The sequence below is a fragment of the Pseudomonas sp. KH_017 genome (genome assembly GCF_057840285.1).
Window position 1 is genome coordinate 5333747 of record NZ_CM174509.1, and the last position, 20351, is coordinate 5354097.

Annotated in this window: 21 protein-coding genes and 1 other RNA gene; 5 read left to right on the forward strand and 17 right to left on the reverse strand. The window is 59.4% G+C overall.

What is annotated here, in order from left to right; translation table 11 throughout:
• Positions 1-2: 2 nt before the first annotated feature.
• The 9 genes from mraY to rsmI all read right to left on the reverse strand — a co-directional run bounded on the left by mraY (position 3) and on the right by rsmI (position 9210).
• A complete protein-coding gene (gene mraY, locus AC3IT6_RS24195) occupies positions 3-1085 on the reverse strand; it encodes a phospho-N-acetylmuramoyl-pentapeptide-transferase (protein ID WP_108214916.1) in 1083 nt (360 codons plus the stop codon).
• Complete coding sequence (locus tag AC3IT6_RS24200; RefSeq protein WP_489353315.1) at positions 1085-2452, reverse strand: UDP-N-acetylmuramoyl-tripeptide--D-alanyl-D-alanine ligase; 1368 nt, start codon at positions 2450-2452, stop codon at positions 1085-1087. The genes mraY and AC3IT6_RS24200 overlap by 1 nt, the downstream gene beginning before the upstream one ends.
• A complete protein-coding gene (locus AC3IT6_RS24205; protein WP_489353317.1) occupies positions 2445-3908 on the reverse strand; it encodes a UDP-N-acetylmuramoyl-L-alanyl-D-glutamate--2,6-diaminopimelate ligase in 1464 nt (487 codons plus the stop codon). The genes AC3IT6_RS24200 and AC3IT6_RS24205 overlap by 8 nt, the downstream gene beginning before the upstream one ends.
• Positions 3908-5647: a peptidoglycan D,D-transpeptidase FtsI family protein gene (locus tag AC3IT6_RS24210; protein ID WP_191624979.1), complete on the reverse strand. Its 1740-nt coding sequence runs from the start codon at positions 5645-5647 to the stop codon at positions 3908-3910. The genes AC3IT6_RS24205 and AC3IT6_RS24210 overlap by 1 nt, the downstream gene beginning before the upstream one ends.
• Complete coding sequence (gene ftsL, locus AC3IT6_RS24215; protein ID WP_007998257.1) at positions 5647-5940, reverse strand: cell division protein FtsL; 294 nt, start codon at positions 5938-5940, stop codon at positions 5647-5649. The genes AC3IT6_RS24210 and ftsL overlap by 1 nt, the downstream gene beginning before the upstream one ends.
• Positions 5937-6884: a 16S rRNA (cytosine(1402)-N(4))-methyltransferase RsmH gene (gene rsmH, locus AC3IT6_RS24220; RefSeq protein ID WP_489353319.1), complete on the reverse strand. Its 948-nt coding sequence runs from the start codon at positions 6882-6884 to the stop codon at positions 5937-5939. The genes ftsL and rsmH overlap by 4 nt, the downstream gene beginning before the upstream one ends.
• Positions 6881-7336, reverse strand: a complete 456-nt coding sequence (gene mraZ, locus AC3IT6_RS24225) for a division/cell wall cluster transcriptional repressor MraZ (protein ID WP_007917012.1) — start codon at positions 7334-7336, stop codon at positions 6881-6883. The genes rsmH and mraZ overlap by 4 nt, the downstream gene beginning before the upstream one ends.
• Before the next feature lie 539 nt (positions 7337-7875).
• An RNA gene (gene rnpB / locus AC3IT6_RS24230) (RNase P RNA component class A) lies at positions 7876-8229 on the reverse strand.
• Positions 8230-8304: 75 nt separating this feature from the next.
• Entirely contained in the window at positions 8305-9210 is a 906-nt protein-coding gene (rsmI, locus tag AC3IT6_RS24235) for a 16S rRNA (cytidine(1402)-2'-O)-methyltransferase (RefSeq protein WP_191629416.1), read from the reverse strand.
• 177 nt (positions 9211-9387) lie between these two features.
• On the opposite strand from rsmI, the gene AC3IT6_RS24240 reads away from it, so the two are divergent.
• The 4 genes from AC3IT6_RS24240 (at position 9388) to AC3IT6_RS24255 (ending at position 12834) form a co-directional block, all read left to right on the forward strand.
• Positions 9388-11199, forward strand: a complete 1812-nt coding sequence (locus tag AC3IT6_RS24240; protein WP_150758990.1) for a penicillin-binding protein activator — start codon at positions 9388-9390, stop codon at positions 11197-11199.
• Positions 11199-11561: a YraN family protein gene (locus AC3IT6_RS24245; protein WP_489356663.1), complete on the forward strand. Its 363-nt coding sequence runs from the start codon at positions 11199-11201 to the stop codon at positions 11559-11561. The genes AC3IT6_RS24240 and AC3IT6_RS24245 overlap by 1 nt, the downstream gene beginning before the upstream one ends.
• Positions 11562-11665: 104 nt before the next feature.
• Positions 11666-12259 carry a phosphoheptose isomerase gene (locus AC3IT6_RS24250; protein ID WP_007972584.1) on the forward strand — a complete coding sequence of 198 codons (594 nt, stop codon included), beginning with the start codon at positions 11666-11668 and terminating at the stop codon, positions 12257-12259.
• Complete coding sequence (locus AC3IT6_RS24255; RefSeq protein WP_008045952.1) at positions 12256-12834, forward strand: BON domain-containing protein; 579 nt, start codon at positions 12256-12258, stop codon at positions 12832-12834. Before AC3IT6_RS24250 ends, AC3IT6_RS24255 begins: the two co-directional genes overlap by 4 nt.
• Positions 12835-12885: 51 nt before the next feature.
• Here AC3IT6_RS24255 and AC3IT6_RS24260 read toward each other — a convergent pair whose 3' ends face one another.
• The 7 genes from AC3IT6_RS24260 to rplM all read right to left on the reverse strand — a co-directional run bounded on the left by AC3IT6_RS24260 (position 12886) and on the right by rplM (position 17773).
• The gene (locus tag AC3IT6_RS24260; RefSeq protein ID WP_007998247.1) at positions 12886-13299 is read right to left on the reverse strand and encodes a ClpXP protease specificity-enhancing factor; all 414 of its coding nucleotides are present in this window, start codon (positions 13297-13299) and stop codon (positions 12886-12888) included.
• Positions 13300-13315: 16 nt separating this feature from the next.
• Positions 13316-13933 carry a glutathione S-transferase N-terminal domain-containing protein gene (locus tag AC3IT6_RS24265; RefSeq protein ID WP_007905304.1) on the reverse strand — a complete coding sequence of 206 codons (618 nt, stop codon included), beginning with the start codon at positions 13931-13933 and terminating at the stop codon, positions 13316-13318.
• Positions 13934-14083: 150 nt separating this feature from the next.
• Positions 14084-14866 carry a cytochrome c1 gene (locus AC3IT6_RS24270; RefSeq protein ID WP_489353322.1) on the reverse strand — a complete coding sequence of 261 codons (783 nt, stop codon included), beginning with the start codon at positions 14864-14866 and terminating at the stop codon, positions 14084-14086.
• On the reverse strand, positions 14866-16077 hold the full coding sequence (locus tag AC3IT6_RS24275; protein WP_008045954.1) for a cytochrome b: 1212 nt from the start codon (positions 16075-16077) through the stop codon (positions 14866-14868). The genes AC3IT6_RS24270 and AC3IT6_RS24275 overlap by 1 nt, the downstream gene beginning before the upstream one ends.
• The gene (gene petA, locus AC3IT6_RS24280) at positions 16077-16670 is read right to left on the reverse strand and encodes a ubiquinol-cytochrome c reductase iron-sulfur subunit (RefSeq protein ID WP_046041913.1); all 594 of its coding nucleotides are present in this window, start codon (positions 16668-16670) and stop codon (positions 16077-16079) included. The genes AC3IT6_RS24275 and petA overlap by 1 nt, the downstream gene beginning before the upstream one ends.
• A gap of 267 nt (positions 16671-16937) precedes the next feature.
• Complete coding sequence (gene rpsI / locus AC3IT6_RS24285; RefSeq protein WP_003228056.1) at positions 16938-17330, reverse strand: 30S ribosomal protein S9; 393 nt, start codon at positions 17328-17330, stop codon at positions 16938-16940.
• Between the two features lie 14 nt (positions 17331-17344).
• The gene (rplM, locus tag AC3IT6_RS24290; RefSeq protein ID WP_007917032.1) at positions 17345-17773 is read right to left on the reverse strand and encodes a 50S ribosomal protein L13; all 429 of its coding nucleotides are present in this window, start codon (positions 17771-17773) and stop codon (positions 17345-17347) included.
• A gap of 245 nt (positions 17774-18018) precedes the next feature.
• Between rplM and AC3IT6_RS24295 the strand changes: the two genes are divergently transcribed.
• On the forward strand, positions 18019-19059 hold the full coding sequence (locus AC3IT6_RS24295) for an NADP(H)-dependent aldo-keto reductase (protein WP_489353324.1): 1041 nt from the start codon (positions 18019-18021) through the stop codon (positions 19057-19059).
• A gap of 103 nt (positions 19060-19162) precedes the next feature.
• On the opposite strand, the gene AC3IT6_RS24300 is transcribed toward AC3IT6_RS24295, so the two are convergent.
• Positions 19163-20299: an acyl-CoA dehydrogenase family protein gene (locus AC3IT6_RS24300; protein WP_489326035.1), complete on the reverse strand. Its 1137-nt coding sequence runs from the start codon at positions 20297-20299 to the stop codon at positions 19163-19165.
• Positions 20300-20351 lie beyond the last annotated feature (52 nt).

A 20351-nucleotide genomic window follows, 5' to 3' on the forward strand; every position in this document is an offset into this window, starting at 1 on the left:
TTCTACCTCAGCTTCAGGGTGGCAAGGCCGACCAGCACGAGAATCACGGTGATGATCCAGAAACGGACGATCACGCGTGGCTCGGGCCAGCCCTTGAGTTCAAAGTGGTGGTGAATCGGTGCCATGCGGAACACGCGGCGACCGGTCAGTTTAAAAGAGGCGACCTGAATGACGACGGACAGGGTTTCCATCACGAACACGCCGCCCATGATGAACAGGACGATTTCCTGACGGACGATCACCGCGATGGTGCCCAGGGCTGCGCCCAGCGCCAGTGCGCCGACGTCACCCATGAAGACTTGTGCCGGATAGGTGTTGAACCAGAGGAAGCCCAGGCCTGCTCCGATCAGTGCGCCACAGAACACGATCAACTCGCCTGCGCCCGGTACATAAGGAATCAGCAGGTATTCGGCAAATTTCACGTTACCCGACAGGTAGCAGAAAATACCCAGGCCACCGCCGACCATCACGGTCGGCATGATCGCCAGGCCGTCGAGGCCGTCGGTCAGGTTGACCGCGTTGCTCGAACCGACGATCACGAAATAGGTCAGGACGATGAAGCCGGCGCCCAATGGAATGCTGTAGTCCTTGAGCATCGGCAGGATCAGCGTGGTTTCCACCGGCGTGGCGGCGGTCACATACAGAAAGATCGCCGCGCCCAGGCCGAATACCGATTGCCAGAAATACTTCCAGCGGCTTGGTAACCCGCGGGAGTTTTTCTCGATGACCTTGCGGTAGTCGTCGACCCAGCCGATGGCGCCGAACAGCAGGGTCACCAGTAACACGACCCAGACGTAACGGTTGCTCAGGTCAGCCCACAACAGGGTGCTGACACCGATGGACGACAGAATCAGTGCGCCGCCCATGGTTGGCGTACCCGATTTGGACAGGTGTGACTGCGGGCCGTCATTGCGAACGGATTGACCGATCTGACGGTTCTGCAGGGTACGGATCATCCACGGGCCATAGCACAGCGACAAGACCAGCGCGGTCAGTACACCGAGAATCCCGCGCAGGGTCAGGTACTGGAAGACCGCGAAGCCTTTGTAGAACTGTTGCAGATACTCCGCTAGCAGCAGCAGCATTAATGTTTCTCCAGACTGGACCCGCACAAGGCGGCGACGACGTTTTCCATCGCAGCGCTGCGCGACCCCTTGATCAAAATGGTGGTGTTTGTGTCTTGCTCGGCGTCCAGGGCCTTGATCAGCTCAGCCTGCGTGCTGAAGTGAAAAGCCTGTGGACCGAATGCGTTCACGGCGTGAGCCATCATTGGCCCGACGGCGTACAGCGCAGAAACCTTGCCACGGGCGTACTCGCCCACGTCGCGGTGCCCCTGCTCCGCCCATTCGCCCAACTCGCCGATATCCCCGAGCACCAGGACGGTGCGACCGGAAAAGCCGCCCAGTATATCAACGGCAGCGCACATTGAGGTGGGGTTGGCGTTGTAAGTGTCATCGATCACGCGCATGCCATTGCTGGCCAGTTGCGCAACGGTACGACCCTTGACCGGTTGCACCGCGCCGAGGCCGGTGGCGATGCCGAACAGCGACACACCCAGGGCATGGGCGGCAGCGGCGGCGGCCATGGCATTGGCGACGTTGTGGGTACCGAGCAGGTTCAGTTGAACGCGCTCCGAGCCTTCAGGGCTGTGCAGGTTGAACGCCGGGCAGCCGCGAGCATCGGTGGCCAGGTCACTGGCGTAGAAATCGGCGCTGGCGTTGCTCAACGCAAACGTCAGCACTTTGCGGTCACCGGCGCGCGTCTTCCAGATACCGAATGCCTTGTCGTCAAGATTGAGAACGGCGACGCCATCGGCATCCAGCCCTTCAATGATCTCGCCCTTGGCTTCGACGATTTTGTCCAGACCGCCGAACTCACCGACGTGGGCGGTCCCGGCGTTATTGAGAATGGCCACGTGCGGCTTGGTCAGGCTGACGGAGTAGGCAATTTCACCCAGGCGCGAGGCGCCCAGCTCGATCACTGCGGCAGCGTGTTCCGGCGCCAGTTCAAGCAAGGTCAGCGGCACGCCGAGGTCGTTGTTCAGGTTGCCACGGGTGGCCAGCACCGGACCACGGGTGCGCAGGATGCTCGCAAGCATCTCCTTGACCGTGGTCTTGCCGCTGGAACCGGTGACGGCCGCGACCGGATGGGTGTAGGCGGCGCGATTCAGCGCGCCCAACTGGCCCAGGGCCTGGCGAGTGTCGCTGACCAGCAATTGCGGCAGCGTGCTGTCGGCGACTTCACGCTCGACCAGCGCGGCCACGGCACCCTTGGCGGCGACTTCATTCAGATAATCATGACCATCGAAGCGCGGACCGGCCAACGCGATAAACAGTTGACCGGGCTTGATTGCGCGACTGTCGATGCTGACACCGTCGAAACTGGCATCGGCAGAGATCAGGCGCGCATTCAGAGCACCGGTCAGCTCGCTCAGTTTCAAGGCCTTAAGCATGGGCCACCTCCCACGCGCTCAAGGCATGATCGGCCTCGACCAGATCGGAAAAGGCATGACGCTCGCCGTTGACTTCCTGATAGTCCTCGTGACCTTTACCGGCCAGGACAATCACGTCATCCACCGAGGCACTGGCGATCAGCCGGGCAATCGCCTGGCCACGACCGGCAACGAACTCCACTTTATCCACAGCCGTGAAACCGGCGCGGATGTCATCGAAAATCACCGATGGATCTTCAGTGCGCGGATTGTCATCGGTCACCAGCACGCCATCGGCCAGGCGCTCGACCACCTCGGCCATCAACGGACGCTTGCCCCGATCACGGTCGCCGCCACAGCCAAACAGGCACAGCAACCGCCCCTTGGCATGTGGACGCAGAGCCAGCAGTACTTTTTCCAGGGCATCCGGGGTGTGGGCGTAATCGACCACCACCAGCGGCTGCGAGCCACCGCCCAGGCGCTGCATGCGACCGGCAGGGCCTTCAAGCTTCGGCAGCACCTTGAGGATTTCGTCCAGGGCGTAATCCAGACCGAGCAACGCACCGACCGCCGCCAGGACATTGCTCAGGTTGAAGCGACCGAGCAAGGTGCTGCGCAAGAGGTGCTCGCCCTGCGGCGTGACCAGTGTGGCGCGCACGCCTTCGTCGTCGAATTGCGCCTGGCGGCAATACAGGTAGGCGCTGGAATCTTCCAGGCTATAGGTGATCAGCCGCGACTCGCACTTGTCGGCGGCCAGTTGCCGACCAAACACGTCGTCGAGATTGACCACGCGGCATTTCAAATCATTCCAGGCAAACAACCTGGACTTGGCTTCGCCGTAAGCCTGCATGGTGCCGTGGTAATCCAGATGATCGCGGGACAGGTTAGTCATCACCGCCACATCGAAGGCCAGTGCCGTCACACGGCCCTGGTCCAGGCCATGGGAAGAAACTTCCATCGCCACGGCTTTGGCCCCGGCCTTCTTCAGGTCCGCCAAGGTCGCTTGCACGGCAATCGGATTCGGCGTGGTGTGCAGGCCGCTTTCCAGCGCGCCGTAGAAACCGGAACCGAGCGTGCCGACCAGACCGCAGTGCTGGCCGAGCAGGTCCAGTGCCTGGGCGACCAATTGCGTCACGCTGGTCTTGCCGTTGGTGCCGGTTACGCCCACTAGGTTCAGGTGATGGCTCGGCTCGCCATAAAAACGCCCGGCGATGTCCGACAGTTGAGCCGTCAGGCCCTTGACCGGAATCAGCGGCACTTCCGTGATCGGCAGGACCGTGGCGCCTTCTATTTCATAGGCCACCGCAGCCGCGCCGCGTTGCAAGGCGTCGGCAATATGTGCGCGCCCATCGAATTTCCCGCCTGGCACGGCAAGGAACAGATCACCCGCGCGCACATTGCGGCTGTCCAGGGCGAGTTCGCGAATCAGCAGATCGTGGCCGGCGTGAGGGAAAATCTTGTTCAGGCTCAGGGACATCAGCCGCGCCCTCCATTGGCTTTCAGCGGAACGACCGGTGTTGCGTTCGCTTGTTGAGTAGGTGGCAGGTTGTCTGGCGTAATGTTCATCAGGCGCAGGGTGCCCGACATCACACGGCTGAACACCGGCGCGGAAACCAGGCCACCGAAGTAACCGGCCTTGGTCGGCTCGTCGATTACCACCACGATGGCGTAACGCGGATCGCTCATCGGGCCGAAACCGGCGAACAGCGAACGGTAGGAGTTCTCGGCGTAACCTTTGGTGCCGACCGACGTTTTACGCGCGGTACCCGATTTGCCGCCCACGTGATACGCCGGCACCTGCGCACGGAATACGCCGCGCGGGGCTTCGATCACTTGTTGCAGCATGGTTTGCATGGTTTTCGCGACAGCTTCCGGCAATACCTGAGTGGTTTGCGGCGCCTTGTCGGTCTTGATCAGGGTCAGCGGCGCGAGACGACCATTGTTGGCCAGGGCCGAGAAGGCGTGGACCAACTGGATCGCGGTAACCGAGATACCGTAGCCGTAGGACAGCGTGGCGGTTTCAGCCTTGCGCCATTCGCGGTAGTTCGGCAGGTTGCCGACGCGCTCGCCCGGGAAGCCGAGGCCAGTGTCCTGGCCGAGGCCGACTTTCTGCGCGAGACGGAAAATGGTTTCGCCCCCAATGTCGAACGCAACCTTACTCATGCCGACGTTACTGGAGTTGATCAGGATGCCGGTCAGGTCGAGCACCGGACCTTCGGACTTGGAAACGTCCTTGATGGTGTACTTGCCAATCTGCAAGGTGCCCGGATACACCTCGACCGTGTCGCTCGGTTTCCAGCGGCCGGTTTCAATGGCGGCGCTCATCGAGATCGCTTTCATGGTCGAGCCTGGCTCGAACACGTCGATCATCGCGCGGTTACGCATCATCGCCGGCTGCAGGTTGCGGCGGTTGTTCGGGTTATAGGTCGGCTGGTTGACCATGGCGAGGATCTCGCCGGTCTTCACGTCCATGATCACCAGGCTGCCGGCCTTGGCGCCGTTTTCGATGATCGCGTTGCGCAGTTCGCGGTTGGCCAGGTACTGCAGACGCAGGTCAATGGACAACGCCAAGGGCTTGCCGGCCTTGGCGTTTTTGGTGACCTGCACATCCTTGATCAGCCGGCCGCGCCGGTCCTTGATCACCTGACGCTTGCCAGGGACCCCGGCCAGCCATTCGTCGTAGGCCAGTTCGACGCCTTCACGACCGTGATCGTCGATGTCGGTAAACCCGACCATATGGGCAGTGACTTCGCCGGCAGGATAAAACCGCCGGAATTCCTCGATGCCATAGACACCCGGCACCTTCAGGTCGAGCACGGCCTGGCCCTGCTCAGGCGTCAGCCCGCGCACCAGGTAAATGAATTCTTTGTTGGCCTGGGCTTCGAGACGTTCGGCCAGGGCTTTCGGGTCCTGCCCCAAGGCAGCCGCCAGTGCTGGCCACTTCTCTTTGGCCGTTTGCATTTCCTTGGCATTGGCCCAAAGGGTGGTGACCGGAGTACTCACGGCCAAAGGCTCGCCGTTACGGTCGGTGATCAGACCACGGTGAGCCGGAATCGGAATATGACGAACACTGCGGGCATCGCCCTGACCTTTAAGGAAAGCACGGTCCACCACTTGCAAATCGATGATGCGCCAGGCAATCGCGGCCACCATGATGCCGAGCAAACCCAGCACCAGACGGAACCGCCATGGGAAGAGCGCGCCTTCGAGTTTCATCATGGCGCCACCATCTTCACGTCAGCGGCACCGGGGATGTGCATTTTCAATTGTTCGGTGGCCAGCACTTCGATACGGCTGTGGGCGGTCCAGGTGCTCTGCTCCAGAATCAACCGGCCCCACTCCGCCTGCGCCTTGTCGCGCACGCTCAATTCGTTATACAGCGAATTCAACAGCTGACGGTTCCAGTGCGCGCTGTAGGACACGCCGATGGCCGACACGAGCACGCCGACAAACAGCAGCAGCATGAAGAAGCTTCCGCCGGGCAATGGCTTGGCGAAAAGCTTGCTCACCGCAGCTTCTCCGCCACGCGCATGACAGCACTACGGGAACGTGGATTGGCTTTGAGTTCGGCGTCGGAGGCCGTCTGCGCTTTGCCATGGACTTTGATTTTCGGTTCGAAGGCGACATGCCGAACCGGCAGGTTGCGCGGCAGGTTGTCAGCTTCGCCTTTGACCAGCTTGCGCATGAACAGTTTGACGATACGGTCTTCCAGCGAATGGAAGCTGATCACTACCAGGCGACCGCCCACTTCCAGGCATTCCAGCGCGGCTTCGAGGCCGGTCTCCAGATCGCCCAGTTCGTTGTTGACGTGAATACGCAACCCCTGGAACGCACGGGTTGCGGGGTTCTTGCCCTTTTCCCACGCCGGGTTGGCGACCTTCAGGACTTCCGCCAGGTCACCGGTGCGCTCGAATGGCTTGATGTCGCGGCGCTCGGCCACGGCGCGGGCCATGCGGCCGGAGAAACGCTCTTCGCCGTATTCCTTGAACACCCGGGCGATTTCTTCCACGGGCGCGGTGTTGACGAATTCGGCGGCGCTGATGCCACGGGACGGATCCATGCGCATGTCCAGCGGACCGTCGTTGAGGAAGCTGAAGCCGCGCTCAGGGTCGTCGAGCTGTGGCGAAGACACGCCCAGATCCAGCAGCACGCCGCTGACCTTGCCGGCCAGACCGCGTTCGGAGACTTCCGAACCGAGCTCGGCAAAGCTGCGCTGCACAACGACAAAGCGGCCGTCTTCGGCCGCTAGCGTCTGCCCGGTGGCAATCGCTTGTGGATCTTTATCGAATCCGAGCAACCGACCATCGGGACCGAGCTGGCTGAGGATCAACCGGCTGTGTCCGCCGCGCCCGAACGTACCGTCCAGATAGCAGCCATCAGGACGTACGGCGAGAGCCTCGACGGCTTCGTCAAGCAGTACGGTGATGTGGTTAAAGCCGCTATCAATAGTCACAGGATCAAATCACGCAGTTCATCAGGCATAGCGCCCGGTTGTTGAATGGCAGCCAGGTCAGCGGCAGAAACCGCGTTCCAGGCATCCTCGTCCCACAATTGGAACTTGTTCAGTTGGCCTACCAACATCGCGCGCTTATCCAACTTGGCATATTCACGAAGACGCGGCGGAACCAGAAAACGACCACTGCCATCGAGCTCGAGGTCGACGGCATTACCAATCAGTAAACGTTGCAGGCGGCGGTTCTCTTCGCGAAGCGAAGGCAGTGCGCGCAGTTTGGTTTCAATAATTTCCCACTCATCGAGGGGGTAAACACACAAACAAGGATCAACGGCATCAATTGTCACGATCAATTGACCGGAGCTGCGCGAATCGAGCTCGTCACGGTACCGGCTCGGCATTGCGAGACGGCCCTTTGCATCGAGACTGATAGCGTTGGCTCCGCGAAACACGTCAGCGTTTCTCCAAATTCTAGCGTTTTGAGTTCAAAAAACCCACTTCATGCCACTTTCCGCCACTTACGCACACTATAGGAATGCGCCCACCACACCGTCAAGGCGCGGATTAAAGGAAAACCCTTACAGAACTGAGATTTAGGAGCATTAAAGGATGAGCAACGAGGATCCGGCAGATGAAACTGTCCAATAACTTGAATCAGCACAGGAGGCTGTGTTCGGAAGTTAAAGTAATTTATTAAGAGTAAGATTTTTTTGGTATTACAAAAGAGGTTCTGCGGATGATTGTGTAAGGAGGGAAACCGGTGCTGCGTGGAGTTTATGCGATCACTACAAGCGCGGGCCAATCGATATCACAAAACTGCTTCTGCTGACGACCGTGTAACGAAGAAAACCGGTGCTGCGCGGTGTTGATGTGATCACTACAAGCGCGGTCTAATCGATATCACAAAACCGCTTCTCCCGACGTTTGTACACGGAGGGAGATTGCTACCACCCCCCCCCTGCTCAATGATTCAGGCAGAGGAGAGAAAAAGGTGGAGAGTCGATCTGTAAGCCGGGTTCTGTCTTGAACAGTCATTCGTCTACGATGGCCATCACTGGACATCTTTAGCAACCTACCCGGTCCCAGCGCGGGCCACGCCTTGGGACCCTATTTGGTCTTGCTCCAAGTGGGGTTTACCTAGCCACGAACTGTTGCCAGACGTGCGGTGCGCTCTTACCGCACCTTTTCACCCTTACCGGCGCCGAAGCGCTTAGGCGGTTATTTTCTGTGGCACTTTCCGTAGGCTCACGCCTCCCAGGCATTACCTGGCACTTCGCCCTATGGAGCCCGGACTTTCCTCCCCCCCCTAATTTTCATAGAGGGCAGCGACTGTCCGATCGACTCTCCGCCGCGAAGGTTACCGGCACAGCGCCCGAAGAACAAGCGCCAAGCGCCATTGAGCACGCCTGTGCGTCGGGTTTTACTCGCCCTTCTGCTGATCCAGCGCGATCTGGTACAGCACATTCTTTCGCTCGCCGGTGATTTGCGCCGCCAACGCCGCCGCACGCTTGAGCGGCATTTCTTCGAGCAACAGATTGAGGATGCGCATCGCCTCGCTGCTGACGGCACCTTCCTCCTCAGGCGCAGACCAGCCCGCCACCAGGACCACGCACTCGCCACGCTGCTGATTGCTGTCCAACTCGACAAACTCGCGCAGCTCAGCCAGCGGCAACCCCTTGAGGGTCTCAAACGTCTTGGTCAGCTCACGGGCAAGCAGCGCCGGGCGCTCGGGACCGAACACCAGCTCCATGTCTTGCAGGCATTCAAGGATGCGATGCGGGGCCTCATAGAAGATCAATGTGCGCGGCTCTTCCTTTACCTGCTCGAGACGCGCTCGCCGCCCCACAGCCTTGGCCGGTAGGAAACCTTCGAAAATGAAACGGTCGGAAGGCAGACCCGCCGCCGACAACGCTGCAATCAGCGCGCAGGCACCCGGAACCGGCACCACATTGATGCCCGCCGCCCGGGCCTGCCGCACCAGGTGATAACCCGGATCGGAAATCAGCGGCGTCCCGGCATCCGAGATCAACGCCACGTTGTCACCGGCAAGCAGGCGAGTGATAAAGCGACTACCTTCATCACGCTCGTTGTGCTCATGGCAGGCCGCCAATGGCGTCGAGATGCCGAAGTGTTGCATCAAGCGCTGGGAATGGCGGGTGTCTTCCGCGGCAATCAAGGCCACTTCACGCAGGATCTTCAGCGCCCGCGCACTGATGTCATCCAGGTTGCCGATGGGCGTCGCCACCACATAAAGCGAGCCAGCAGCGGAATTCAAAGCACCTGGAGCAGTCAAAGCGCACACCTCATGATCGGTAAAAGTCGCCATTGTAGCGCGTAGCGAGACTCACGATACCCGCAAGCAAACGAGGTATCGGCGACTGTTTGTGCGCTGGCGCAACATTTACACCAGCTAAATTGATCGATTCACGCCAGTAACATCGCGCCCCGGCCAGTGCTTGGGTACAATTCCACGCTAATTTGATCGAGTATCAGGAACGCTTACATGATCGCTTGCCTGCGGCTGTTATCTGCCCTCTGCCTCGCTGCCTTGCTGGCGGCTTGCGCCAGCTCGCCCTCCTCCAGCCTTGGCGAGCTTCCACGGACACCGGACGCCAGTATCGAGCAACTGCTTGAGAAGGCCTCCCAAAGCAAATCACCGGAAGATGCCGCCCTGCTGCGCTTGAGCGCTGCCGACCTGGCTTATCGCCAGGGCAATGCCGGCCAGTCCGCGCAAATCCTGCAACAGGTTCCTGTCGAACAGCTCAAGCCGGGCCCACAGGTTTTCGCCAACACCCTGGCGGCTGAACTGGCCATGACCCGCAATCAGCCCAAGGCCGCGCTGGCTGCCTTGAGCCACCCAAGCCTGCAATACTTGAGCGAACTGCCCGACGAGCAACAGGTCCGCACCGGCACCGTTCACGCCCGCGCACTTGAAGCCGATGGCCAGACCCTCGCCGCCGCTCGCCAGCGCATTTTCATCGCCCCGATGCTCGAAGGTGAAGCCGCGAGCAAAAACCATGAAGCCATCTGGACCCTGATCGCTTCGCTGCCGACCAATCAGTTGCAGCCAAGTGCCACCGACGATCTCGGCGGCTGGATGGCCCTGGCACTGGCCGTTAAATCCGCCGGCACCCTGGAGCAGCAACAGGCCGCCATCGACAACTGGCGCGCGCAGAATCCGAAGCACCCGGCAGCCGTTCAATTGCCGCAGCCACTGACCCAACTCAAGGAGCTGGCCAGCCAGCCCCTGAACAAGATCGCCCTGCTACTGCCTCAGGAAGGCCAACTGGCCTCGGTCGGTAAAGCGCTGCGCGACGGCTTCATGGCCGCTCACTACCAGGCCCAACAGGCCGGGCAGAAGCCACCCGCCATCGAATTCTATGACAGCTCGCGCCTGACCTCCATGGACGAGTTCTACCGCAAGGCCCAGGCCGATGGCGTGCAACTGGTCGTCGGACCGCTGGAGAAGCCGCTGGTCAAACAGCTGAGCACTCGTCCGCAATTGCCGATCACCACCCTGGCACTGAATTACAGCGAGGGCGATCAAGGCCCGGCGCAGTTGTTCCAGTTCGGTCTTGCCGCTGAAGACGAAGCCCGCGAAGTGTCGCGCCGCGCTCGCGCCGACGGCCTGCATCGCGCAGCCATCATGGTGCCGAAAGGTGAATGGGGCGACCGCGTGCTCAAGGCATTCAGCCAGGATTGGCAAGCCAATGGCGGCACCATCGTCGCCACTGAACGCGTCGACCAGCCGGTCCAGCTGGCCCAGCAGATTGCCGACATGTTCCAGCTGCGCCAGAGCGAAGGTCGCGCCAAGAGCCTGCAAAGCACCGTTGGTTCGCAAGTGGCTGCCCAGCCATCGCGCCGCCAGGACATCGAGTTCATTTTCCTCGCCGCAACACCGCAACAGGCCCAGCAGATCAAACCGACCCTGAACTTCCAGTACGCAGGCGATGTTCCGGTCTACGCCACCTCCCACGTGTTCAGCGCCAGCGGTGACGTCAACCAGTACAACGACATGAATGGCATTCGCTTCTGCGAGACGCCATGGTTGCTGGACGCCAATGATCCACTGCGCCGCCAGGTCACCGCCCAGTGGCCACAAGCCGCCGGCAGCCTGGGGCGCCTGTATGCCATGGGTGTGGACGCCTATCGACTGGCGCCACGCCTGGGCCAGCTCAAGTCCCTGCCGGACAGCCGCATCGACGGTGAGTCGGGCAGCCTTGGCATGTCTCAGAGCCAGCGCGTCGTGCGCCAGTTGCCATGGGCCGAGTTCGCCAATGGCCAGGTTCAGCGCCTGCCGGACACCGCTCGCTGATGCCCGACAGGTCACGCCAGCAAAGCGGCAAGGATGCCGAGCGCCATGCGCTCGAGCATCTTCAACAACAGGGTCTGCGCCTGCTGGCGCAGAACTGGTTGTGTAAACGCGGCGAGCTTGATCTGGTCATGCTAGATGGCGATACAGTAGTATTCGTTGAAGTCCGCTACAGAAAAAACACTCAATGGGGTAGCGCGCTCGATAGCATCGATGAGCGCAAACGGCAAAAACTGATTTTCGCCGCGCAATATTTTCTTCAGCGCGAGCCGCGCTGGGCCAATTCCCCTTGCCGCTTCGACGTGATTGCCATCGACAGCAACCTCGATCAATTGAACTGGCTACAGAATGCCTTCGACGGCTGATCGCCGGCTTTGCGAACCGGACACTATCACCCAACACTTTTGCTCTTTGCTTTGCGGGCTGCACATTCACGTGCCGAACAGCCGCGCTACTTAAGGTCACACAGATGGACATGCAATCGCGAATTCGCCAGCTTTTTCAGGCCAGTATCGATACCAAGCAACAGGCGATGGAAGTACTTGCACCGCACATCGAGCAAGCCAGCCAGGTCATGGTCAACGCCCTGCTCAACGAAGGCAAAATGCTTTCCTGCGGCAACGGTGGCTCTGCCGGCGATGCCCAGCACTTCTCGTCCGAGCTGCTCAATCGCTTTGAGCGCGAGCGCCCGAGCCTGCCGGCCATCGCCCTGACGACCGACAGCTCGACGATCACCTCGATCGCCAACGACTACAGCTACAACGAAATCTTCTCCAAGCAGATCCGTGCACTCGGCCAACCGGGCGATGTGTTGCTGGCCATCTCCACCAGCGGCAACTCGGCCAACATAATTCAAGCGATCCAGGCCGCACATGATCGCGAAATGATTGTCGTAGCATTGACGGGACGTGATGGCGGCGGCATGGCATCGCTGCTGTTACCCGAGGACGTCGAGATTCGCGTACCGGCCAACGTCACCGCTCGTATTCAAGAAGTCCACCTGCTGGCGATCCACTGCCTTTGCGACTTGATCGACAGCCAATTGTTCGGGAGTGAAGAATGACCCCTAATCGCCTTGGCCTACTGGCCTTGACCCTGTGCCTCGGCATCAGCGGCTGCACCTCTGTGGTGACTGCCAGCCGTGAAGCACCGATTGAAGATGACCGTGGCACTCGCACACTGGGCAGCAAGATCGACGATTCCCTGATCGACACCAAGGTCGGCGTGAACATCGCCAAGGCCGACCCGGCCCTGGATAAGGATTCGCACATCGTCGTCACCAGCTTCAACGGTGTCGTGCTGCTCGCCGGGCAAACGCCACGCGCAGACCTCAAGGCCAAGGCCGAACAGGCCGCCGCCGCTGTCCAGCGCGTGAAACAGGTGCACAACGAACTGCAAGTCCTGCCACCCTCCTCGTTGCTGGCACGCCAGAACGACACCTGGCTGACCACCAAGATCAAGACCCAGATGCTCGCCGATGCGAACATCCCTGGTTCGCGCATCAAGGTTGTCACTGAAAACGGCATCGTCTACTTGCTGGGCCTGCTGACCAAGCAGGAAGCTGCGCAGGCGACCAACCTGGTACAAGGCGTTTCCGGCGTACAGAAGATTGTGAAGTTGTTCGAGTACATCGACTGACCTGCAATCCCACGCAATAAAAAAGGCGATCCATCTGGATCGCCTTTTTTATTACTTCACCACTTTCAGACTGGGGCGACCGCTTGGACGCGGTGGCTCGCTGTCGGGTGGCGGAAGATCGTCATCCGGTTCGATCTCGTCGTCCTCGCCCATCGGCGACTCCAGATCAAACACCATGCCCTGGCCATTCTCCCGGGCGTAGATACCCAGGATCGAAGCAATGGGCACGTACAAGGTGTGCGGTACGCCACCAAAGCGCCCTTCGAAACTGACCGCCTCGTTATCCATGTGCAAGTGACGTACAGCCTGTGGCGACACGTTCAGGACAATCTGTCCGTCACTGGCAAAACCCTGAGGCACCTGGACCGACGGATACTCGGAATTGACCAGCATGTGCGGGGTGCAATCGTTGTCCACAATCCACTCATAGAGCGCGCGGACCAGATAAGGTCGACTGGAGTTCATAGCGGCTCCTTAAGCCTTAGCGCATATCGCGTTCGACACCAGACAGACTTGCCTGGAAAGCCTCACGCGCAAACGAGCGCTCCATGTAATCAAGCAGCGGCTTGGCAGGCCGCGGCAGTTCTATACCCAAAATCGGCAATCGCCAGAGTATTGGCAATAGGCAGCAATCCACCAGACTTTGTTCCTCACTGAGGAAAAATGGCTTGTCGGCGAACAACGGCGACACACCCGTCAGGCTTTCGCGCAACTCTTTGCGAGCGACAACGCGGGCTGCTTCCTTAGTCCGTGAATCCAGGATCAGATCCACCAGACCACACCAGTCACGCTGAATACGATGAATCAGCAGACGACTGTTGGCACGCGCCACAGGATAAACCGGCAGTAGCGGCGGGTGCGGGTAACGCTCATCCAGATATTCCATCACCACAGTCGACTCCCACAACGCCAGGTCGCGATCGACCAGGGTGGGCAAGCTGCCGTAAGGGTTCACTTCAATCAGTTTAGGTGGCTGGCGACCAGCCTCCACGTAAATGATCTCGGCGCTGACACCCTTCTCTGCCAGTACGATGCGCACTCGGTGGGAATAGTGGTCGGCGGGGTCGGAGTAACAGGCCAACCGATTGGTCACGCCCATGGCGATCCTCCTCGCTTGTAGAAATTATCGAAAGCTCAAAAACGAGCGCGCCCAGAGGGCGCCTCCCGTAACGACTGGATCACCAGTTTCGCTACATCTTCAGAGGCGCCCTTGGGCGCGCGCGATTAACAGCAATAGCTTGAAGCTTTATCAGTGCACGTCTTTCCAGTATTCGCGCTTGAGCAGGTAAGCGAAGACGAAGAAGAACGCCAGGTACAACAATACGTACGTACCGATGCGCTGATGTTGCAGCTTAACCGGGTTAGCCGAGTAAGCCAGGAAGGTTACCAGATTCTTGACCTTCTCATCGAACTGCTCTTCAGTCAGAGCACCGCTTTTCGGCACGATGGTCAGTTGATCGCACGCTTCATGAGTCAATGGCGTGCCAGTCAACGGATCAAATTGCTTCTTGCCGTCTTCGACGAACTGAACCTGTTTGCAACCAACCACCTGGCGACCTTGCAGGCCGGCCAGGACGTTAGGCATACCCACGTTCGGGAAGACCTTGTTGTTCACGCCCCATGGGCGCGAAGGATCTTCGTAGAACGACTTCAGGTAACCGTAGAGCCAGTCGGTGCCGCGTACACGGGCAACCAGGGTCAGGTCCGGCGGCGCTGCGCCAAACCAGGCCTTGGCGTCCGCTGGCTGCATGCCGATGCTCATGTGGTCGCCGATCTTGGCACCCGTGAACATCAGCTTCTCCAGCATCAACTCATGGGGAATGCCCAGGTCGTCGGCAACACGCTCATAGCGTTGGAACTTGGCACTGTGGCAACCCATGCAGTAGTTGGCGAACGTACGTGCGCCGTCCTGCATGGCTGCTTTATCGGAAACGTCGATGTCGACTTTTTCCAGCTCGGGGCCACCGTGTTCGGCTGCGAAAGCAAACACCGGCAGCGCAGCAAGCATCAATACAGCAAATAGTTTTTTCATCAGCCAGTCACCCTTTCCGGAACCGGTTTGGTCTTCTCGAGCCTGGTGTAGAACGGCATCAGAATGAAGTAGGCGAAGTACAGGAAGGTACATACCTGCGACAGCAACGTACGCTCAGGGGTTGGGGCCAATACGCCCAGCACACCCAGGATCACGAACGAGATGCAGAACACCCAGAGCCAGATCTTGCTCAGCCAGCCCTTGTAGCGCATCGACTTGACCGGGCTACGGTCCAGCCACGGCAGGACGAACAGCACAGCAATGGCCGCGCCCATGGCGATCACACCCAGGAGCTTGTCCGGAATCGCACGCAAGATGGCGTAGAACGGGGTGAAGTACCAGACCGGAGCGATGTGCTCTGGGGTCTTGAAGGCGTTCGCCACTTCAAAGTTCGGCTTTTCGAGGAAGTAGCCGCCCATTTCCGGGAAGAAGAACACGATCGAGCAGAAGATGAACAGGAACACCACCACGCCGACGATATCTTTCACGGTGTAGTACGGGTGGAAGGCAATGCCGTCCAGCGGTATGCCGTTTTCGTCCTTGTGTTTCTTGATGTCCACGCCGTCCGGGTTGTTCGAACCGACTTCGTGCAACGCCAGGATGTGCAACACCACCAGACCCAGGATAACGATCGGCAGGGCAACCACGTGCAGGGCGAAGAAGCGGTTCAGGGTAATACCGGAAATCAGGTAGTCACCACGAATCCACTGGGTCAGGTCGTTACCGATGACCGGGATCGCACCGAACAGCGAGATGATCACCTGGGCCCCCCAGTACGACATCTGGCCCCACGGCAGCAGGTAACCCATGAAGGCTTCGGCCATCAGCGCCAGGTAGATCAGCATGCCGAAGACCCACACCAGCTCACGCGGCTTCTGGTACGAACCGTAGAGCAGGCCACGGAACATGTGCAGATAGACCACGATGAAGAACGCCGAAGCGCCGGTGGAGTGCAGCAGACGCAGGATCGAGCCGTACTCGACGTCACGCATGATGTATTCGACGGAAGCGAACGCTTCTTCCGCCGACGGGTTGTAGCTCATGGTCAGCCAGACACCGGTAACGATCTGGTTGACCAGAACGAGCAATGCCAGGGAGCCAAAGAAGTAGAAGAAGTTGAAGTTCTTCGGAGCGTAATACTTGCTGAGATGGTCTTCCCACATCTTGGTGGCGGGAAAGCGCGCATCAACCCAATCCATGAACTTGCTCATCACGCTTTCTCCGTATCGACGCCAATGATAATAATTTCATCGGTCTCATAGGAATGCGGGGGAACTGGCAGGTTCAAAGGCGCAGGCTGCGACTTGTAGACGCGACCAGCCAGATCGTAGTGGGAACCGTGGCAAGGGCAGAAATAGCCGCCTACCCAGTCTTTACCCAGATCCGCAGGTGCCACTTCGGGACGGAAGGTCGGCGAGCAACCCAGGTGCGTGCAGATACCGATCAGCAGCAGGACCTCAGGCTTGATCGAACGGGTTTCCGGATCAACGTAAGTCGGTTGTGTCGAGTTCTTGGAGGTCGGGTCAGCGAGCTGGCCCTCGATCTTCTTCAGATTCCCCAGGATTTCCTGTGTACGGCGGACGATGAACACCGGCTGGCCGCGCCACTCAGCAATCATCTGCTGGCCTGGCTCGATTTTGCTGACATTCACTTTCACCGGTGCACCTGCGGCTTTCGCCTTGGCACTGGGAAACCATGACCCCACGAACGGGACCGCAGCCCCCACCGCTCCTGCAGCACCCACCACGGATGTGGCTGCTACCAAGAAGCGACGCCGGCCTGCATTCACGCCGTCATTGCTCATTCAGTCCTCTCCCATCAGCTTTGTGGCCTGTTAAATCAGGCATCTACTAAGTAAAACTATGTACTTATAAAAATTTTGCCGAATGGTAATGAAAAGCCCCAATTCTGACAAGGTAATTACCCGAGCCCCTCACCCCCAAGCCTTGTAGTATAGGGCGTCTGCGGATGTGGCAAGTTGTCACAGCGCAATTCTTTGATAAATCGCAGACACAAAAAAACGCCCAGCTCCGTGAGGAACTGGGCGTTCTTTTTTGAACGTGAAAGCGAATTAACGCTTCGAGTACTGCGGACGCTTACGCGCTTTACGCAGACCGACTTTCTTACGTTCAACTTCACGAGCATCGCGGGTTACGAAGCCGGCTTTACGCAGGGCGCTGCGCAGAGTCTCGTCGTAGTCCATCAGAGCACGAGTGATGCCGTGGCGGATTGCGCCAGCCTGACCACTCACACCACCACCGATCACGGTGACGTAGATGTCGAACTTCTCGACAGTCTCAGTCAGCTCCAGCGGCTGACGAACTACCATGCGGGCAGTTTCGCGGCCGAAGAAGTTATCCAGCGAACGGTTGTTGATGGAGATGTTACCAGTACCCGGACGCAGGAAAACGCGTGCGGTTGCGGTCTTGCGACGGCCAGTGCCGTAATTTTGAGTCGCCGACATAATGTACTATTCCGTTAAAACTTCAGTTCTTGGGGCTGCTGAGCAGTATGTGGGTGTGCAGCGCCCGCATAGACTTTCAGCTTACGGTACATGTCGCGACCCAGTGGGTTTTTAGGCAGCATGCCTTTAACCGCGGTCTCGATCACGCGCTCAGGGGCCTTGGCGATCAGCTTTTCAAAGTTGATCGACTTGATGCCGCCCGGGAAACCGGAGTGGGAGTAGTACATTTTGTCAGTGGTTTTAGCACCGGTAACACGGATCTGCTCAGCGTTGATTACGACGATGTAGTCGCCGGTGTCAACGTGAGGAGTGTACTCAGGCTTGTGCTTGCCACGCAGACGGCTCGCGATTTCGGTGGCCAGACGACCCAGGGTCTGACCAGCAGCGTCGACGACAAACCAGTCGCGCTTTACTGTTTCTGGTTTAGCAGTAAAAGTTTTCATTCTTTATAGCCTCAGGGGCCGCCCTGTAAATTAGACGGCGGATCTTACTGAATAGTGCGTACTTTGACAAGTCAAAGGCAGCCGGATACAGACGCTTTCGGGGGCTCGGGTCGGCGCGTCCGTTCAACGGCAAGATTCTTCGGCGGCGGCGCATCACTTCCACTGCAGAAAGAGGTGCGCAATTATGCAGATTGCGAAAAATAATTCAACCTGCTTTTATGATTGTTTTGCCCAAGGAGCACCCGATGGACTATCGCCAGCTAGGCCGAACCAATCTGAACGTGAGTGCCCTCTGCCTCGGAACCATGACCTGGGGCGAGCAAAACAGCGAGGCAGACGCCTTCGCCCAGATTGAGCGGACCAAGCGTGCCGGGATCAACTTCATCGACACCGCCGAGATGTACCCGGTGCCACCCAAGGCCGAAACCTACGCCACCACCGAACGCTACATCGGTAATTACTTCAAAAGCCGCGGTGACCGCACCGACTGGATCCTGGCCAGCAAGATCGCCGGCCCCGGCAACACCATCGACTACATCCGCGATAAAAACCTGCGCCACAACCGCCAGCACATCAGCGAAGCAGTGGACGCCAGCCTCCAGCGCCTGCAGACCGATTACATCGACCTGTACCAACTGCACTGGCCGGAGCGCAGCACCAACTTCTTCGGGCAACTGGGCTACAAGCACAAGATCGAAGCCAACCTGACCCCACTGGAAGACACCCTCGAAGCGCTGGACGAGCAGGTCCGCGCCGGCAAGATCCGCCACATTGGCCTGTCCAACGAGACCCCGTGGGGCACCATGCGCTTCCTGGCCCTGGCCGAAGCCCGAGGCTGGCCGCGCGCCGTGTCGATCCAGAACCCGTACAACCTGCTCAACCGCAGCTTTGAAGTCGGCCTGGCGGAAATCGCCATCCGCGAGCAATGCGGCCTGCTCGCCTACTCGCCGCTGGCGTTCGGCTTCCTGTCGGGCAAGTACGAAGGTGGCGCCCGCCCGCCAAAAGGTCGCCTGAGCCTCTACAGCCGCTTCAGCCGCTATTTCAACCCGCAGTCGGAAGCTGCCTGCAGCCGTTACGTGGCCCTGGCTCGCGAGCACGGCCTGGACCCGGCGCAAATGGCCCTGGCGTTCGTGACGCAGCAGCCATTCGTGACCAGCAACATCATTGGCGCGACGACGATGGAGCAACTGGAGAGCAACATCGCCAGTTTTGATCTGAAATTGTCTGAAGAAGTACTGGAAGGGATCGAGGCGATTCAAAAGGATCATCCGAATCCGGCGCCGTAACCCCCACTTGTAGGAGCGAGCTTGCTCGCGAAAAACCTGAGCACCCCGTTGGGTGTCAGGTTTTCAACGTTATCGTTGACGACCATCGCGAGCGAGCTCGCTCCTACAATGATCTGGCGATGATTTCCTTCATGATTTCATTGGTGCCGGCATAGATCCGCTGCACCCGCGCATCCGCCCATGCCCGCGCAATCGGGTACTCCCACATGAACCCGTAGCCACCGTGCAACTGCACACACTCGTCGAGCACCTTGCATTGCAGGTCGGTGCCCCAGTACTTGGCCATCGCCGCCGTCGGCACGTCGAGCTTGCCTTGCAGGTGCAGTTCCAGGCAACGGTCGACGAAGACCCGGCCGATCTGGATTTCCGTGGCCATCTCCGCCAGCTTGAACCGGGTATTCTGGAAATCCGCGATCGACTTGCCGAACGCCTTGCGCTCGCGGGTGTAGTCCAGCGTCCATTGCAGCGCCGCTTCGGCTGAAGCCAGCCCGCCAATGGCCACCGTGAGGCGCTCCTGGGGCAATTCCTGCATCAGGTAGGCAAAGCCCATCCCGGCCTGGCCCAGCAGGTTTTCCTTGGGCACACGCACGTCCTGGAAGAACAGCTCCGAGGTGTCCTGGGCTTTCATCCCGACCTTCTCCAGGCGCTTGCCCTTGTCGAACCCCGGCGTATTGGCTTCCACCAGAAACAGACTGGTGCCCTTCGCACCAGCCTTCGGATCGGTCTTGGCGACGACGATCACCAGATCGGCCAGGTAGCCATTGGTGATAAAGGTCTTGGAGCCGTTGATCACGTACTCATCGCCATCGAGCACGGCCGTGGTTTTCACCCCTTGCAGATCGGAACCGGCGCCCGGCTCAGTCATGGCGATCGCGGTAACCATCTCGCCGGACACCAGTTTCGGCAGGTACTTCTGCTTCAGAGCTTCACTGCCGTAATGCAGGATGTACGGCGCCACGATGTCCGAGTGCAGGGAAAAACCGATGCCGGTCAGGCCAAGCCGCCCCACTTCTTCGATCACCACCGCACTGTAGAGAAAGTCCGCCCCCAGGCCGCCGTACTCTTCCGGCAGGTGCGAACACAGCATCCCCGCCTCCCCCGCCTTGTTCCACAGTTTGCGGTCGATATAGCCTTGTTTTTCCCATTGCCCATGGAACGGCACCGCCTCTTTTTCGAGGAACGTCCGCACGCTGTCGCGAAAAAGCTCGTGCTCGGAACTGAACAGGGTTCTGGGGATCATGCGGCACCTTTTCTTTGTTTTTAGAAGGAGTTGACCTTCAGAGACTATGCCT